This is a genomic window from Okeania sp. SIO2B3 (assembly GCF_010672525.1).
GTDB lineage: Bacteria > Cyanobacteriota > Cyanobacteriia > Cyanobacteriales > Microcoleaceae > Okeania.
Map to the genome: position 1 here is coordinate 107,614 of NZ_JAAHGH010000014.1, position 16,528 is coordinate 124,141.

At 35.7% G+C, this 16,528-nt stretch carries 16 protein-coding genes, 3 tRNA genes and 1 pseudogene; 8 read left to right on the forward strand and 12 right to left on the reverse strand.

Annotated elements, in window-relative coordinates; genetic code table 11:
- Positions 1-68 precede the first annotated feature (68 nt).
- The 9 genes and pseudogenes from F6K15_RS14545 to F6K15_RS14585 all read right to left on the reverse strand — a co-directional run bounded on the left by F6K15_RS14545 (position 69) and on the right by F6K15_RS14585 (position 5,092).
- Entirely contained in the window at positions 69-320 is a 252-nt protein-coding gene (locus F6K15_RS14545; RefSeq protein ID WP_293061815.1) for a hypothetical protein, read from the reverse strand.
- 78 nt (positions 321-398) lie between these two features.
- Positions 399-566 carry a hypothetical protein gene (locus F6K15_RS14550; RefSeq protein ID WP_293061816.1) on the reverse strand — a complete coding sequence of 56 codons (168 nt, stop codon included), beginning with the start codon at positions 564-566 and terminating at the stop codon, positions 399-401.
- 642 nt (positions 567-1,208) lie between these two features.
- Positions 1,209-1,280 (reverse strand) — tRNA-Arg (locus tag F6K15_RS14555).
- A 4-nt stretch (positions 1,281-1,284) separates the two neighbouring features.
- Positions 1,285-1,356 (reverse strand) — tRNA-Val (locus tag F6K15_RS14560).
- 88 nt (positions 1,357-1,444) lie between these two features.
- A tRNA-Leu gene (locus F6K15_RS14565) sits at positions 1,445-1,542 on the reverse strand.
- Positions 1,543-1,653: 111 nt separating this feature from the next.
- A complete protein-coding gene (locus F6K15_RS14570; protein ID WP_363267972.1) occupies positions 1,654-1,968 on the reverse strand; it encodes an HNH endonuclease in 315 nt (104 codons plus the stop codon).
- A gap of 77 nt (positions 1,969-2,045) precedes the next feature.
- Positions 2,046-3,154: pseudogene (locus F6K15_RS14575) on the reverse strand (RNA-guided endonuclease InsQ/TnpB family protein).
- 465 nt (positions 3,155-3,619) lie between these two features.
- Positions 3,620-4,579, reverse strand: coding sequence for a GNAT family N-acetyltransferase (locus F6K15_RS14580; protein ID WP_293061817.1), 960 nt, complete (start codon positions 4,577-4,579; stop codon positions 3,620-3,622).
- Positions 4,580-4,759: 180 nt separating this feature from the next.
- Positions 4,760-5,092, reverse strand: a complete 333-nt coding sequence (locus tag F6K15_RS14585; RefSeq protein WP_293061819.1) for a XisI protein — start codon at positions 5,090-5,092, stop codon at positions 4,760-4,762.
- Between the two features lie 212 nt (positions 5,093-5,304).
- Here F6K15_RS14585 and minC point away from each other — a divergent pair, with 212 nt between their 5' ends.
- From minC to atpC, 7 genes are all read left to right on the forward strand, one after another.
- Positions 5,305-6,087: a septum site-determining protein MinC gene (gene minC, locus F6K15_RS14590; RefSeq protein WP_293061821.1), complete on the forward strand. Its 783-nt coding sequence runs from the start codon at positions 5,305-5,307 to the stop codon at positions 6,085-6,087.
- Between the two features lie 367 nt (positions 6,088-6,454).
- Positions 6,455-6,838: a zinc ribbon domain-containing protein gene (locus F6K15_RS14595; RefSeq protein WP_293061848.1), complete on the forward strand. Its 384-nt coding sequence runs from the start codon at positions 6,455-6,457 to the stop codon at positions 6,836-6,838.
- A 155-nt stretch (positions 6,839-6,993) separates the two neighbouring features.
- Complete coding sequence (minD, locus tag F6K15_RS14600; RefSeq protein ID WP_293061823.1) at positions 6,994-7,800, forward strand: septum site-determining protein MinD; 807 nt, start codon at positions 6,994-6,996, stop codon at positions 7,798-7,800.
- A 206-nt stretch (positions 7,801-8,006) separates the two neighbouring features.
- Complete coding sequence (minE, locus tag F6K15_RS14605) at positions 8,007-8,291, forward strand: cell division topological specificity factor MinE (protein WP_293061825.1); 285 nt, start codon at positions 8,007-8,009, stop codon at positions 8,289-8,291.
- Positions 8,292-8,889: 598 nt separating this feature from the next.
- Positions 8,890-9,081 (forward strand): hypothetical protein, encoded by a 192-nt coding sequence (locus tag F6K15_RS14610; protein ID WP_293061827.1) that lies wholly within the window; start codon positions 8,890-8,892, stop codon positions 9,079-9,081.
- A gap of 1,210 nt (positions 9,082-10,291) precedes the next feature.
- A complete protein-coding gene (gene atpD / locus F6K15_RS14620; RefSeq protein ID WP_293061829.1) occupies positions 10,292-11,746 on the forward strand; it encodes a F0F1 ATP synthase subunit beta in 1,455 nt (484 codons plus the stop codon).
- 514 nt (positions 11,747-12,260) lie between these two features.
- Positions 12,261-12,674 (forward strand): ATP synthase F1 subunit epsilon, encoded by a 414-nt coding sequence (atpC, locus tag F6K15_RS14625; protein ID WP_293061830.1) that lies wholly within the window; start codon positions 12,261-12,263, stop codon positions 12,672-12,674.
- A 1-nt stretch (position 12,675) separates the two neighbouring features.
- Here atpC and F6K15_RS14630 read toward each other — a convergent pair whose 3' ends face one another.
- The 3 genes from F6K15_RS14630 to F6K15_RS14640 form a co-directional block, all read right to left on the reverse strand.
- Positions 12,676-12,972: a hypothetical protein gene (locus F6K15_RS14630; protein ID WP_293061832.1), complete on the reverse strand. Its 297-nt coding sequence runs from the start codon at positions 12,970-12,972 to the stop codon at positions 12,676-12,678.
- Positions 12,973-13,246: 274 nt separating this feature from the next.
- On the reverse strand, positions 13,247-13,867 hold the full coding sequence (locus F6K15_RS14635) for a DUF3177 family protein (RefSeq protein WP_293061833.1): 621 nt from the start codon (positions 13,865-13,867) through the stop codon (positions 13,247-13,249).
- 204 nt (positions 13,868-14,071) lie between these two features.
- Positions 14,072-14,299, reverse strand: coding sequence for a Calvin cycle protein CP12 (locus F6K15_RS14640; protein ID WP_293061834.1), 228 nt, complete (start codon positions 14,297-14,299; stop codon positions 14,072-14,074).
- Between the two features lie 707 nt (positions 14,300-15,006).
- Here F6K15_RS14640 and F6K15_RS14645 point away from each other — a divergent pair.
- A complete protein-coding gene (locus F6K15_RS14645) occupies positions 15,007-16,527 on the forward strand; it encodes a hypothetical protein (RefSeq protein WP_293061835.1) in 1,521 nt (506 codons plus the stop codon).
- The last annotated feature ends 1 nt before the right edge of the window (position 16,528 follow it).

Sequence of the window (16,528 nt, forward strand, 5' to 3'; positions counted from 1 at the left end):
ATTTCTTAAGATAAAACATAAATTAGACTGATTTTCCCAACTCAGAACATCCAAGTAAGAACCAGGAATTAAAAAAAGCCTTCTATATAATCTTTCACAGAATAACCAACTCTCACCCCTTTAAGAAAAACTCCCGAGCGCTCATAAACTTTTCCCATTCTCGTAGGAGTGTAGCGCCATTGAAAATTTTCATCTAAAGATTTAGCAAAATTCATAAAATCAGATTCAGAAATAAACTGAAAAACACCTTGTAACCAGTGAATACCTATTTCCAGCTCACCAGATTTTTTTGTACTTACCACTCCATTCAACCCAACCATTTTTGGCGTTGCTGAATGGTAATGATTTTGAGACTAAGTATCAACGCAAAACATAAGTTTTTCAATTGTTATCTCCAGCTAATTACCATTACATTTCAGCAACGCCCCATTTTTAATATTCAATAATTTAGGTAATTTCTTCACAATTTGAGAAAAAGTTTCCGGGAAATTACTAAAATAATTCCAATAAAAACTAAATCTATTAGGAACCATACAAATTTCTTGTTCCAAGTCTACTTTAAACATCTATTTCCTTGTAGAGTAAAATTAGAGAAGCAACCATAAGTTTTTGTACTAGCACCGTAAAAATAAATAGGCATAATTAAAAGTCGTGCATTGTAATGGTATAGAGCATCTTGCTCCCGTTCTCATCTCATGTCCGTTTAATAGCGCGATCAAAAACTTTCTTCTCCTCTTCCTTCTTTTTTCCTCCTGACTCCTGAGGACTGCCTGATTATAACGATTCAACCGGACATTATATTATAGCAGTCGAAGGAAAAGTTAGGACAGATCAAAAGCTTAAAACTCAGACACAGCAATATTTGTCCTTCTTCCTTCTTCCTTCTGCTACATATTGCAAATTGTCTAGCGTGCAAGTTATGAGAGCGTTTTCTGCGCTTTCTCAGTTACTAGGGGAACTCCGCCGATGAGTTTTCTGAACACACTCTTTAAAGGATTGCTACTTCTAAAGCCCACCTATCGGGTTCTTCGCACTCCCCGTTCTCACGCGCCCACTGTGTTTAATAGTGTTACTATTCCTCTCGTACTAAGTATGTAAGCTCTAAATGTTGGGTCACGCTAGGAACAATTGCACGGGTTAGTTTTAAATAAAGTCAATGAAAATAACCTCCTTTTTTAGTTGTACATTTTGAACATTAATTTGTTCAACGCCTCCACCAGGACTTGAACCTGAAACCTTACTTTAGAAGAGTGTTGCTCTATCCATTGAGCTATGGAAGCATAATACTCCTGACAAGATTTGAACTTACAACTACTTGGTTGTAAGGTAAATGCTCTACCCTTGAGCTACAAGAATATAAAAGCGAGTGGTGAGATTTGCACTCACTGATTTTTAGGGTATGAACCTGATAAGCCACTCTTGCTTCATCTCCGCGTGTCACCAATACCCCTGACTGGAATCGAAAACGTAGTTCCTCCCCAGGAGGCACCAGCAACATCTAGATTCTAAGTCTAGCGCCTCTTCCTGTTGGGCTACAGGGGTTAGGATGTGCAGAAAAATAATCATTATTTTGTCTAATTTTATTGATCTCTACTTACAAATACTACTACCAATTATTGAACTTCTTTTCCCGATCGCTCATCATAAAATTTCTTACCTTTGACGGTGTACTTGTATCCTTTTATTTGAGTTTTGCTTGCTTACCCACAACAAAAATTTTTCCATTTGTGGTTCATGTTTCAGTTGTTCAACAGTGTTTAACTCTTTTGCTAAACGCTTGTTATCAAAGAAGGCATGAATTTGTCGATGACAGGCCGAACAAATATCAATAGTAGGACTTGGGTTAATTTTTTTGCGTTTGGTGTTTTGTTTGGGAATTAAGTGATGAACGGTTAATTTTGCCATCTCCCTTTGACACAGTTCGCACTGCATAAAGGTGTGTTTTGATATTTTAAATTTCTGCTTCATAAAACCGATATAAAACGTCATAACAAGTGACATTTTAATGTTTACTTCCTGCTTCTACTGAGGCCGTCGGCGGCTACTCATCCACAGGCATTGACGACCGAGCCGACCGCATCTCTCAAATTAATACTGGCGTTTAAATCTCTATCTATTGACAACCCACATTCTGGGCAATCATAAGTTCTCAGGTTTAATGGTATATCTTGAACATGACCACACCTACTGCAAGTTTTTGATGATGGAAAAAATCTATCAACTACTACTAGCTCAGAACCGTACCATTTGCACTTATATTCTAGCTGTCGCCTGAATTCATAAAATCACTATCTGCTAACTGATTTTCGCTAACTTATGATTGCGTAACATTCCGCTTACATTCAAATCTTCTATGACTACACTGCCGTGGTTTTTGGCTAAGTATGTTGTCAGTTTATGAAGTGCGTCTTGACGGATGTTTGCTACTTTTCTATGCAATCTGGCTATCTTCCGTTGTGCTTTTTTCCTATTAGCAGAACCTAGCTTTTTATGACGATTTAAGTATTGCAGTCGGGATAACTTGGCTTCAAATTTCTGATAGGCTTTCACACTTTCAAATACTTTCCCGTCACTTAATGTAGCCAAAGTTTTCACACCTAAATCTACACCTACTATATCAGTTTTTTTAGGTGTAGTAGGAGGATAAAACTCAAAGCCACAACTGAGATACCAATCACCTGCTTGTCTACTAATTGTTATTTTTTTAGTTGTTGCCTCAATGGGTTCATAGGTTTTGACAATACCAATAAATGGTAATTTGTGGCTCCATCCGTTTAGTTCTATTGGTTTTCCACTGGTTTTCTATTGTGAAAGAATCAGACCTACCTTTCTTCTTAAATCTTGGATATTTACCTAACCCTTGAAAAAACCTCTTAAATGCTTCACCTAAGTTTATGTTTGCGCAGCATTCCGTAGGAAAAGCATATTGATAGACCCTAGAGGACAAGTTTTTCATCCAGGGATTCATAGGTTTTGTGTGATTGGTAAAAACTTCTCTAATTATACGAGCATTGGGTTTATAACCATTTTTATAAGCGGCATTCCACAAGCTTAAACCCCAGTTATAACACCATCTGGTATAACCCGCGTGTTGAGCCATCAGGGTTTTCTGTTTGTTATTGAGTTTGAGCTTTGTACGAATTGACTTGTACATATTTATAGCCCTTTTTTAAATTGACGACTGTATTTTTTCAGGCCAGAGAGAACTATCAAATGATACTGTGTTATGACGTAAATTGTCAACTAAGTCAAAACTCTATTATTTTATCTAACATAGGACTTCGCAGCTCAACGTATTTCCGTCCGAAGCGACCCATAGGGAAGCAATCTCAAGTTCTAGTTTTTCGTACCTCATGCGTAAGTCCTGTCACATTTTCTCCTCCTTTTTCTACGGAAAATTTGATATTGGGAAATTTGTAACATGGGATTATGCGATCAGCAATCTTCCCAAAATCATCACTACCTTATGCTACAATACAAGGTTCGATTTTCCTGATTTAGAGACATTTTATTGGCATAGCTAAATAATACATAATGTAATATATTTTTGTCAAGGGGGTAGAGAAAAATTTTTGGTAGTCCTTTGAAGAAAGTGAATGAGACCGCCTTTCACCTAAACTTATTTCATATAAGCTATCTGAGTATTCACCCTCTGGAAACCCACCGATTCATAAAGTCGCGTCGCACCCGAAAGATTATCTGCATCAACATACAACATCGCCGTTTCCATCCCCTCTGCTTTCAACAACTTCAGCGCCGACAACAAAATACCACGACCTAATCCCTGCTTCCTGAAACTACGTCGGGTGCCAAGGAGACTAACTAAACCATCTTTGCGTTTATTCAACTCATTATTTTCTGGATGAATCTGACAATCACAAAAAGCAGCAAAAGTACCATCAGGCGCAACTGCAACTAAACTTAATTCCGATTGATATTTAGGGTCATTGAGTTTATCCTTCACAGACTCAATAGTAATATCTTGATGATTCCAATGGTCGATAAAAGTTTGATTAAACATTTCCGCCCAAACTGCTGCATCTGCTTCACTATCTATATGTTTTAGGGTAAAGCCTTCTGGAAACTCAGATTCTGGAATAGGATCGGTAAGCGATCGCTTCATCGTCAGAAAATACCGCTCAATTTCAAAACCACAACTTTCTAATAAACTAATACGTTGGCTATTATCGCCATGAGCACCACACAGCACTTTAACTTTGACATTCCTTTCCCTACCCACTTCCCCCATCCGCTTCTCTCCCCACATCAGAATTTGAGCTTCTAAATTATTGCTTTTAGTCTGAGGGTCAACTCGAAACCACAAAATACCTGCAATATCTGCTCCTATTTCTGGAATTATCAATCCTGCAATAGCCACAACTTGACGGTTGCTATCTTCCCATAAACAAATATCGCGCCGCTTGTCTACAGACGGAATTTCCAATTGCATGAGCATTTCTGCAGGAGACGGCCACTCGTGGAATTGATGAGCTGATTCACTACTATTTAGCAATTGAGCGATCGCCTCTAAATCTGTTTCACCTCTATAGGGGCGGGGTGTTAATATTTTGATGCTCATAATTACCCGATTGATTTAATTGCCAGTTCAAACAATAATAGGACTTACGCAGATACGCTATATATAGACCTCAAAACTATTGTCCAATAGTTATTTTACTCTATAGATTGTACCTTTGCGTAAGTCCTGAATAATTTATTTATAGCGCAATTGACTTTAATAAACCTGCAAGATATGATATCATACTCCTAGCCCAGTATATTCTCTTACATAAGCAGGTTGTAACCCTAAAACAATATCTTGTGGGGGAACTCCTTCGGCAATTAACCTACCACTAATTGGTAAATCAGTTTGATTTCTTTGAATCCAAATTTTTTCATTTCTTATCTCTAAATGAATTACACAATTATAAATTCTTTGGTGTTTTTGCCAACCTAAATCAATTAATAAATAACGTTCCCTTTCTCGATCAAAAACTATTTCTGTTTCTATGTCTTCATCTAAGGAGTTTCCTTGAGCCTGCTCCGTTAAAAACTTTTTAATAATAGTACGATACTTATTTAATTTATCCATTGTATAATTTCCTGATTAATTGAGTCATAAACTAATAATTTAACTTGATATTTTTTCAGGAATTAATGCTGAAGTTTTTTTAGATATAAGTTACGGACAAGCAAATACTGAGGAAAAGATTATATAGGGCAATAGCAAAACTCTTAACCAATAACTGATATGATCAGATAGTCTAGGCAAAAGAAAAAATTAAAAATTAAATTCCATACTCTATGTCCTCTGACGATTCTATCTCAACAACTCCCGCCTCTACACCAGAAGTAAGTACCAACTTACAAGTCAGATTCAAAACAGAGGAAGGAAAACTGTTATTACTCTTGCCACCAGAATTTAATAATGGTGAGATAGAAAGTCCAACTGCTATGACCTGGACAGAAATTTGGCAACAGTTCAAGCAACGCCTCAACGCAGGAGAAAGATTTTGGCAGCCAAAAACAGAGGTACAACTCATTGCTTTTGACCGCTTATTAGATACTCGTCAATTACAAGAAATATCTGAAGCTCTTTTAGAAGTAGAGCTAGAATTAACAACAGTTCAAACTTCACGTCGCCAAACTGCTGTAGCAGCAGTCACAGTTGGCTATTCTGTAGAACAAAAATCTGACATTATTACTCTCAACCAAGCTCCTACAGAAAAAGTTCAACCTATGTTTGAACCTTTATATTTACAGATGACCATTCGTTCCGGAGTAGAAATTCGGCACCCTGGTACGGTAATAATTGTAGGAGATGTTAATCCTGGTGGTTCTATCATTGCCGATGGAGATATTCTAGTGTGGGGCCGTTTACGAGGAATAGTCCACGCTGGCGCTAAAGGAAATTCTCAAAGTGTAATTATGACTTTACAGATGGAGCCAACTATTATCAGAATTGCAGAACAAGTAGCTAGAGGGCCAGAAAAACCACCAGCTCAATTTTATCCTGAAGTTGCTTATGTGATGGACCGAGGCATTCGTATTAGTAGAATGGTAGACTTTGCTAAGATACGCCGTTGAAAAAGTAGTCAGGAGTCGGGAGGTAGCTCCATCCAGTAGGATGCATTAATGAAATGTAACGCACCATCTAGATTTTAATTTTCGGTGTGCTACGCTTATGATTTCACAGGAGTCAGTAGAAAGGAGTTTTTCGGTGACTTTAGAGTCAGAAATAGGTATAATTCCCACTATTTTTTGGGTAAAAATTTACCACTGGTTGAATTTGATACATAAAATTAGCAACGCCCAATAATTTTTCACCCCAACTTTATCTTCTGGTATCTTGACAAAATTAGAGTTTTAATGTATTAAGAATAAGTTTATATTTCTGAAGTTAACTTCAAGTAGCAGATTTTTGTGAGTTTACATATCTAAAAAATTGGGGTAAATTCAGAATTGGAAACAAGAAATAAAGTTAGGAAAAAAGAACAATAAACAATTTGTGAATATCCCTCATTATAAGTTAATAGAGATGTTAACGTATAAAGCCCAGCTAAGAGGAATAAAAGTAATAATGACAGAAGAATCTTATACATCTCAATCAAGCTGTTTAGACGGGTATGATTTACAAAAATATGGAGAAAAAGAACCGAAATTTAGTGGAAAAAGAGTAACAAGAGGATTGTATAAAACCAGGGGAAATAAATTATTAAATGCAGATGTAAATGGGTTATTTAATATAATTAAAAAAGTAATTCCTGATGTCTTAGACCAAGGAATAAAGGGTTTGCCGTTTAACCCTGTGGTGGTTGATCCACTTGCGTTCAACTAAGCTTTCAGGTTTTTGAGTAAGTTTGAATAAGTTTAGTTGAGCGGTAATGAAATAATTATTATTCCGTTAGAAGCTTTAAACTTAATCTAAAATACCAAAATAATCTCTAAGTTTTGACTATATACAATTCCTTATTTCTTAATTTCTAATAGCTTATGAGCAGAATTATTGTTATTACTTCTGGTAAAGGTGGAGTGGGAAAAACTACTTGCACAGCAAACTTGGGCATGGCTTTAGCTCAAAAAGGTAGTCGAGTAGCTGTAGTTGATGCAGATTTCGGATTAAGAAATTTGGACTTACTACTAGGTTTAGAAAACAGAATTGTCTATACGGCAGTGGAGGTTTTAGCAGGAGAATGTCGCCTCGAACAAGCAGTAGTTAGGGATAAAAGACAACCTCGGTTGGCACTTTTACCTGCTGCTCAAAATCGAATGAAAGAAGTAGTTACTCCCCAACAAATGCAGGAGTTAGTCAATCTGTTAATACCAAAATATGACTATATTCTGATTGACTCTCCTGCTGGAATTGAACAAGGTTTCCAGAACGCGATCGCCCCTGCCGAAGAAGCTATAATTGTTACAACTCCAGAAATATCTGCCGTTCGTGACGCGGACAGAGTAATTGGCCTTCTAGAAGCTAACAATGTTAAGAATATCCATCTGATAGTTAATCGGATTAGACCTCAGATGGTCCAAGCTGATGAAATGATGTCAGTACAAGATGTAGAAGAAATTCTTGCTATCCCACTGATGGGAATTATTCCAGATGATGAGAAAGTAATTGTATCTACTAACCGAGGCGAACCTTTAGTATTAGCAGAAAATATTTCTCTAGCAGGGTCAGAATTTGTTAATATTGCCCGTCGTTTAGATGGAGAAAAAGTAGATTTTATTGACTTAGACCCCCCACAAGAAAATTTCTTTACTTGGTTGCGTAAATTATTATCATCTAAAATTGTTTAATGTGGAAAAATTGCAGAAGGAAAAAGTAAGAAGGAAGAAGTAAGAAGTAAGAAGGAAAAAGTGGATGGGGATAGTCAACGACCTGCCACTTTGTGTCTTATCACCCCAACCAATAGATAGCACCATGTAGATGGCGGGGTATTAAACCTAAAAGAAAAAGAGCGCAATTTACTGGATAAATAAACTATTTAATTAATAATAAGCTCATGTTAAATGAAATTATAGAAAAACTTTTTTCTAGAAATACTTCTAGTAGTCGTAATGAAGTTAAGCGTCGTTTGAAGCTGGTTATCGCCCATGATCGTGCTGATATAAATCCCGAAATAATTGAGGCAATGAGAAAAGAAATTATGGAAGTAGTATCTCGCTATGTTGAAATAGATGACAGTGATTCAGAATTTTTGTTAGAAAATAATCAAAGAGCTACAGCATTAGTAGCAAATTTGCCTATTAGACGTATTAAAGCTAAGTCAGATATTCACAATAGTTAAATAATCTCAGTTAAGTATCTGTAAAAAATTAATTTCAAATTTGCTTGAAGTTAGGAAACAGCTAACAGAAAATATACTCCAAGTTAAATATACAAATAATTTTGTCTACCTACTTTAGTCTTAGTCGAAAAATCACGGGTCTAATACCATGGGTGAAAAAAGAATGTTGCACATTATTTGAGTAATTTCTAGACTTTACCCATAATGTCTCTTTGACTAAAAATCAGGCTTTAGTCCAATAAATAAGGAGTCAGGAGTCAGGAGTCAACCCACCCGCGGGACCCGACCGTGGAGAGGAAGTAGGGGCGAATAGCCATTCGCCCCTACAGAAATAGGAGGGAAGAAGAAGGAAGAGGAAACAAGAAGAGAAGAAAATTTTTGATCACTCATTAAACGGACATGGTATGAGTGAAAAAAAGTTTTGGAAAAGGACAAGTCATATTCTATATTTTTATGGTGTGCAACCAAGCATAATATCAAGGTCGAACATGATAATTTACGACAAAGTTCAAGCTAAATTTGAGGTATACAAAGCACATGGATGAGGCAATTCGTACTTCTCAGTTAATCCAAAACAAGTGTTTCAGATATTTATTGGATGGATAATCAAAAGGTGAGCAAATACTACTTAAATGAGTATTGCAAAGTATTAGCTAAAGACAATCTGCTGCAGAAAGACTTTTGTTTCCAATATCTAGATTTTACGATAATTGATATTCAAGAATCTCTGTGGGCTAAAATGCCTTCCCTAGATACAAATGCATGGGAAAAATATATTACTGTCCCTTAAAAATAAATCGCCTAGTAGATGATACTGGAGGTGTAGAAAAATATAAAAAAATAGGATAATTATGTTGGAATGAATCCGAAAAAATATCAGGTAAAATAATTAAAGTTAAAGGTTTTCCAAGGGATAATAAAGTTAAGCTCCATACGGGCAACTATTTCTACCAATAGGACAGAATATATTGTAACTAATGACTTAAGTCAATCTTCGCATTTATGCTGTAGAATTTGAGCCTAAAACTAGATGGAAGATAGAAGAGTTTCACGCCAGAATCAAGCAATTAACAGGCATAGAATTTTGGATTGGGTCGTATTAGTCAAATTCAAAAAAATCATATAGCTTGTGCCATGTTAGTCTGGAATTTTTTAATGCATATTAGCAGTTAAAATAGGAAAAACTATCTATAAAGTCAAAGGTGAATTACTAGGCGTGATTATCTGCTCCAAGAACTGAAGAAGCCCACAATAAAATTCAGGGCTATTTTGACTTTATAGGTATATTTTTACTCTTGTTTAAAAAATGGCAAAAATCTTGAGGCGTTAGCGGAGCTTTGCCTCAGCAATCGCCTAAATTAGTAGAAGCTATATATAGTGTCTTTGCGTAAGTCCTGATCAATTTGACAAATATTTTCCGATCAAAACACATATAAAAAGATTTATTTTTAAATCTTGACAAGAATAACATAAAATGATAAAAAGCCAGTGTTATACAAAAAAGTCCTCAGCAAAATAATTAATATCACCTTTGATGAACCCTTCAGTGATACTCTAAAAAATGAAAGTGCAACTTGTTCAGTCGAAAGGCTAAAGTAAAAAGCCCAGATAATTGATGTAGAGCATAGACTTGAGGCCAACCTCATTTCTACATATATATATTCAAGAATCTCTGTGGGCTAAAATGCTTTCCCTAGATACAAATGCATAGATTGAGCTGGAAGAACCAGTAATCCCACTAGCATAAGTCTGGGAAAATCCACTTCCTGAAGTTAGTGGAGTATGTCAATCAGCGACTACTACTGGAAGTAAGTGCGATATATTATTTTTCACACTTAAGCAAAACCTCCAGATATTTGGTCAGACCTATATTCTGACAATTGCAGATTATAGAGAACAAGAAGCCCACACTAAAAGCAACAGCAAGCTCTCATGCCATAGCAGTGTCAGTGTCGGGTATATTAATTTGGATAGCTAAATAAGCATATAGAATAGATAGAATGGTAAGCACCGCAGAAAAAACAAACGTAGGACAAATCACTCAAATTATCGGTCCAGTTGTAGATGCTAAATTCCCTAGTGGAGAACTTCCAGAAATCTACAATGCCCTAACAATTACAGGTAAAAACGAAGCTGGACAAGATGTTTCCGTAACCTGTGAAGTGCAACAACTTCTAGGCGACAACCAAGTAAGAGCTGTGTCCATGAGTAGCACAGATGGCCTTGTTCGTGGTATGGATGTAATAGACACTGGAGCTGCAATTAGTGTACCTGTAGGCACTGCTACTCTGGGTAGAATATTTAATGTGATTGGGGAACCTGTAGATGAACTAGGCCCAGTGGGAACTGAGGAGAAATCTGCCATTCACCGTGAATCTCCTAAATTTGTAGAGCTAGAAACTAAGCCTTCCGTTTTTGAAACAGGTATTAAAGTTGTAGACCTACTAGCTCCCTATCGTCGTGGTGGAAAAATTGGGTTATTTGGTGGTGCGGGTGTAGGTAAAACCGTTATCATCATGGAATTAATTAATAACATCGCTAAAGCTCACGGTGGAGTATCCGTGTTTGGTGGTGTGGGAGAACGGACTCGTGAAGGTAATGACCTTTATAATGAAATGATTGAGTCTGGAGTAATTAATCCAAAGAACCTCCCCGACTCTAAAGTGGCCTTGGTTTATGGTCAGATGAACGAGCCACCAGGAGCAAGAATGCGTGTAGGTCTATCTGCTCTAACAATGGCCGAATATTTCCGGGATGTTAGTAAGCAAGACGTGCTACTTTTCATTGACAATATCTTCCGGTTTGTACAAGCAGGTTCTGAAGTATCTGCACTTCTAGGAAGAATGCCATCTGCGGTGGGATATCAACCGACCTTGGGTACAGAGATGGGTGAATTGCAAGAAAGAATTACATCCACAAAAGAAGGTTCTATTACTTCTATTCAAGCAGTATATGTACCTGCGGATGACTTGACAGACCCTGCACCTGCTACTACCTTTGCTCACCTAGACGCAACTACAGTATTGTCAAGGGGACTTGCTTCTAAAGGTATTTACCCAGCAGTTGACCCCTTAAACTCTACATCTACTATGTTGCAACCAAGCGTAGTGGGTGACGATCATTATGGTGTAGCTCGTTCAGTACAATCTACCCTACAAAGGTACAAAGAACTTCAGGATATTATTGCTATCTTAGGTTTGGATGAATTATCCGAAGATGATCGTCTCATAGTAGCTCGCGCTCGTAAAATAGAGCGTTTCCTATCACAACCTTTCTTTGTAGCTGAAGTATTTACAGGTTCTCCTGGTCAATATGTGAAGCTCGAAGATACTATGAAAGGTTTCAAAATGATTTTATCTGGTGAACTTGATGAGTTACCAGAACAAGCTTTCTACATGGTAGGAGGTATTGACCAAGTAATTGCCAAAGCTGAAAAAATGAAGGCAGAAGCATAGTCTGACTGGCTATGTTGGTGGTTAGTTAGAGAAAAAATGTTGACAGTTGGCTTGTTGGTTATCGATGCTGAGATCGACAGTCAACTAACAACTTAAGTAACTAACACAATTGAAAAAGGCAGAAGGCAGAAGGGTTCATTAATGGATAATTGATAATGGATAATTGATAATTCCTCTGGTTTTAACCGTTACGGAATTGAATGTAAGGAAATATTATTTCTTCTCTTGGTCTCATGGATATGGCTCCGAGACCTCGCCATTCGGAGACCGCTTTTTCCCCTTAAAAGGGAAGGCTTTAAACCAGAATTATTTAATTATTAATTATTAATTATTAATTTTTCGGTAAGTCAAAAGGGTATTCATACCTCTCCTGAGTTGGAGTTACTGAACAAAAGTTCAGTGGGGGTCTTAAACCCTTGTTCCATTTGGTCGCAGCAGAGGACAGACAAAAGAAACCTTCAGCATATCTTCTCTCTGCTTTTCCTGATAAAAATAAACAAAAAATGATTGACAAATGACATTAACTGTGCGTGTAATATCTCCCGACAAGACAGTTTGGGACTCAGAAGCTGAAGAAGTAATTATACCTAGTACAACAGGTCAATTAGGAATTTTAAGTGGACACGCTCCTATGTTGACTGCTATTGATATAGGTGTAATGCGAGTTCGTGCTGAAAAAAGTAAAGATTGGGTAGCGATCGCCCTGATGGGTGGTTTTGCTGAAGTAGAAGCAAATGAAGTAACTATACTCATTAATGGCGCTGAAAAAGGGGATACTATTGACAAAGAAGCAGCTCGTATAGCTTACAATGAGGCTGAATCTAGTCTGGAAAAAGCTGAAAACGGCGACCTGCAAGCAAAAATAAAGGCCCAAAAAGCCTTGAAGCGAGCTAGAGCGCGTCTGCAAGCTGCTGGTGGGGTTAACTAAACTAAACTCCTACTTCTGCGAGCAGGGACTGCATTTGTTCTCTAGTCAGTCCCTGTTTAATATAAGTAGGTGATTCTGGATTGTAGGGACTAGCAACTAAATCGATACTAAGAATTTTAGCAGTTTCTGGCAATACAGGTATATCTGGGTCGAAAGCTGTAGGTCTCATTAGAGAACTAGAAAAACCTTTAAAAATAGCTATATCATCTGGTTTTCCATCAATTTCAACTTTAACTATTAATACTTGATTCGGTTTTTTAATTGTGTATTGTTCCAAACGATGAGAAATGCTATTCATTTCTTTATTGATTGATAAAGCACTCTATATAATATCACTGAATAACTTTCAGTAGATAGTTAAACAATTAATTCTTAATTATTTACTCTCCTTAAAAGGCATAGGATTAGCCAGTATTTTTTTCTTTATTTCTTCTTTAAATAAAAGCCTTTAAACCTTAATTATTCGATAAAGTTTGCTTGATTCTATTCCTTATAGCAAATTCACTTTTACTCAAAGGATTTTCAAGGAGAGGTAATAATTAATTATTAATTATTAATAATTAATTATTATATTAATTTCCTGTTGCTGATCGCCCTTGTTTCTGTAACTTAACCAAAACAAAATAACAGAGAAAAATTGTATAGATAATTAATCCGGCAAACCCCAAGAAACCAATAAATTCTTGAGGCCAATCTGGATGGAAAATTTGTTTAAATAACCATGGAGGGTCTAGCCAAACATTACAAAATGAATCTTCGAGTAAATCATTTCGGGATTTAAAAGCGCACCCCAAAAAAGGAATTTGGCATAATGCTCCAATTAAATTATAAAATGTAGCAGCCCAACGCCAAGAAGTCAAACTAGCCTTCAGAGGAGAATTTCGTAATTCTCGAATTTCTTCATTCAAATCTACCCAAAACCATAAAGATATCGGAATTAAAATTCGAGCTATTAATGATGTTAAAAAACTGATAGGTACTGCTGCAATCATTAAGTAAACTGTGATTGCCAATAAACTAGAAACTCGCCAATAAGTAATCAACAAACGTTGAATAGATTCAGATTTTTTGACAAATGCCCAAATTAAAATAAACAGGGGTAGTACCACAGTAAATAATACCGCTAGCCTATAGTCCATCCAGACCCAAATATCTAATCCAGATGTGATGGCTATGGGTAAAAAAATTAACATAATTAGTAACTTATAAAAATAGTAACTTATAAAAATTTAACTATAATCGTAATTAACTTTAAAAAGTTATTTATGGTATTTTTTTTTCTAATGATAAGCAACTGAGTTAAAAAGTTAAATATTTCAGTTGCTTACCAGCCAAGCATTAATATATTTAATTTAATAAACTACGATCAAATCGCTTATTAAATCAATGAATTGGCTCTAGTTGTCGTGTATTTTACACTCAGCAGCCTCAGGATTATCATCGCAATAAGTTTCCAAGGCACTTTTAGGCTGCTTTTCCTTTTGATGAGCAGACTCAGCTTGAAGCTCTTCTACCGAATCCCAAGCTACTGCACATTCCTTGGAGTTAGCACCAGAAGCATCACAAATAGCACGAGCTTCTTCGCGCTCTTGCTCAATTTTTTCCTGAATGTTGTTATTAGTCATAGTTTTTTTTATTCTTAACTTAACTTACTACCTACGATTTTTGGGACACAATTCCTAAATATAAAATCAAGGGTTAGAAATTGAAAAACAGGTCAGGTTAAAGAGACAAATTAAAATTTTACCTCTTTATCATTTATATATGCTCTGAGAGATTCCCAACCAAATGATCTTGATATTTTAAGATTTGCTGACCAAAGAATCAAATTTTCAAACTTTCTAAATGTCCAGTTTGCTAAACAATACTTAATATATTAACATAACTGAAACGATAACCTGTTTTATAAGTAACATTTATGAAATTAAATTAAAAATATTATGATGATAATTTAAGTAATGTTATACCAATTATTAGAGCGAGCAATATTACAAAAGTTTGATTGTTAGAAATAGGGAAAATAAAGAATAATACAAATACTGGATTTTGACTTTGATCAAGGTTTTAATATTATCAATAGTCTATTTGCAGCAAAGATTTAGCAGATTTGTATAAAACTCCCTAATAATTATCTGGCAAGGTTAAATAAATTTAATAAAAATTCGTCTATAAAAAATAATTGTATTAAATGTACCAAAAATATTTGATGCTAAAGCCAAAAAATCATAGACAGTCCTAGACAAATATCGACAAAATGTCTAGGATTATGAAAGAATGCAAAGATTGTTGACATCCCGAGATAAGCGATGCTACCTTTAAGTAAGGTAATTCAATGTTAGTAATGGGCAAGTCTCACGGTTCCTTGACAGGTGTAGAAACAAAAATTGAATATCATCCTGCATTTGAGGAACTAGGAACATTATATGAATCCTGGAAACGGTCTGGTGTGAACTGGATGCAAACTGAAAAGCTATCAGAATCCTCAGTAGAAAAGCATCTCCAGAAAAAGTTTAACATTCAATGGGCTTATGCTGATTTAATTGCCACTGAAGCACGAACATGTTTGAACCAATTAAAAACAGCTAAAAACAACTATATCACTAAATTAGAGTTACAAATAAGTGCTAAAACAACTGCGACAAAAAAACTCATCATTAAACTAGAAAAAACATTAAAATTAGCAACAAAAAAAGGTTTTCCACATATACAAGCCCGAAAGAAATTTTTTCATCAATTACTGGGTTTAAAAAGTAAAATTCAGAAAATAGCTAACCTGAAACGAAAATTAAAGAAGTTAAAAAATACAGAACGTTTACATATTTGTTTTGGCTCACAGAAATTATTTAATGCTCAACAGAATTTAGCAGAAAACGGATATAAAACCCGACATGAATGGGTTGTTGATTGGAGCAAAAAACGGTCAGGTAGGTTTTTATGTGTGGGAAAATTTCAGCTAGGGGGTGGAACTATGCTCAAAGTTTTCCCATTACAAGAGGATGGTAAATATCAACTACAAATTCAACTACCTAGACTATTACAAGATAAATATGGTCAAAAAATACAGTTAGAATTTAGTTTATCAAATAGGGATGGCATATTAAGAGCCACAGATTTAGATTATGCCATCAATAGTTTAAAACCAATTACAATTTCTATTTTTCGTAGAGAACATAAACAGGATAATTGGTATATACATCTTTCAACTTATGTACCAGAAATACCAGTAGTTCATACAAGAAAAAATGGTTGTCTTGGTATTGATTTTAATGCAGAATCAATTTCAGTTACTTCTGTGAAGTGGGATGGAAATATTGAATATTTAAAAGAAATCCCGTATAAATGGAAAAATCAAACAACAGGACAACGACAAGCATCTATCAGAAATATTGTTTGTCAAGCTGTTTTCTTAGCAGAATTTTTTGAATGTGCTATTGCTATTGAGTCTCTAGACTTTAGTAAGAAAAAAGCCAAAATGAGTGGATATTGTAAAGTTGATAATGAAATGCTTTCTAACTTTTCTACAGCAATATTTAGAGAAACTATATTGTCACGTTGTAGAAGATTTGGAGTGGAATTAATCAAAGTTAATCCAGCTTTTACCAGCGTGATAGGAATGATTAATTATATGGCTAAATATGGCCTCAATAGTGGAACTGCTGCTGCTTTAGTAATTGGCCGTAGAGCGTTAAAGTTATCAGAAAAAATCCCTAAATGTTTGTTGAGACCAGAGGATGTCAACAAACATGATTGGAGTCATTGGCGACGAGTTGCTAGTTTTATTAAACTACATCGTATCCGCAGGACTCAACTTTTTCAAGGTCGGAAAGCCCTTGAGGGTATCCGCTCCCCATAGT

Excerpts from the sequence above, each read along its gene's own strand:
- F6K15_RS14545 (WP_293061815.1), bottom strand. The coding sequence starts at position 320 with ATGGTTGGGTTGAATGGAGTGGTAAGTACAAAAAAATCTGGTGAGCTG.
- F6K15_RS14550 (WP_293061816.1), bottom strand. The coding sequence starts at position 566 with ATGTTTAAAGTAGACTTGGAACAAGAAATTTGTATGGTTCCTAATAGA.
- F6K15_RS14570 (WP_363267972.1), bottom strand. The coding sequence starts at position 1,968 with ATGAAGCAGAAATTTAAAATATCAAAACACACCTTTATGCAGTGCGAA.
- F6K15_RS14580 (WP_293061817.1), bottom strand. The coding sequence starts at position 4,579 with ATGAGCATCAAAATATTAACACCCCGCCCCTATAGAGGTGAAACAGAT.
- F6K15_RS14585 (WP_293061819.1), bottom strand. The coding sequence starts at position 5,092 with ATGGATAAATTAAATAAGTATCGTACTATTATTAAAAAGTTTTTAACG.
- minC (WP_293061821.1), top strand. The coding sequence starts at position 5,305 with ATGTCCTCTGACGATTCTATCTCAACAACTCCCGCCTCTACACCAGAA.
- minD (WP_293061823.1), top strand. The coding sequence starts at position 6,994 with ATGAGCAGAATTATTGTTATTACTTCTGGTAAAGGTGGAGTGGGAAAA.
- minE (WP_293061825.1), top strand. The coding sequence starts at position 8,007 with ATGTTAAATGAAATTATAGAAAAACTTTTTTCTAGAAATACTTCTAGT.
- F6K15_RS14610 (WP_293061827.1), top strand. The coding sequence starts at position 8,890 with ATGGATAATCAAAAGGTGAGCAAATACTACTTAAATGAGTATTGCAAA.
- atpD (WP_293061829.1), top strand. The coding sequence starts at position 10,292 with ATGGTAAGCACCGCAGAAAAAACAAACGTAGGACAAATCACTCAAATT.
- atpC (WP_293061830.1), top strand. The coding sequence starts at position 12,261 with ATGACATTAACTGTGCGTGTAATATCTCCCGACAAGACAGTTTGGGAC.
- F6K15_RS14630 (WP_293061832.1), bottom strand. The coding sequence starts at position 12,972 with ATGAATAGCATTTCTCATCGTTTGGAACAATACACAATTAAAAAACCG.
- F6K15_RS14635 (WP_293061833.1), bottom strand. The coding sequence starts at position 13,867 with ATGTTAATTTTTTTACCCATAGCCATCACATCTGGATTAGATATTTGG.
- F6K15_RS14640 (WP_293061834.1), bottom strand. The coding sequence starts at position 14,299 with ATGACTAATAACAACATTCAGGAAAAAATTGAGCAAGAGCGCGAAGAA.
- F6K15_RS14645 (WP_293061835.1), top strand. The coding sequence starts at position 15,007 with ATGTTAGTAATGGGCAAGTCTCACGGTTCCTTGACAGGTGTAGAAACA.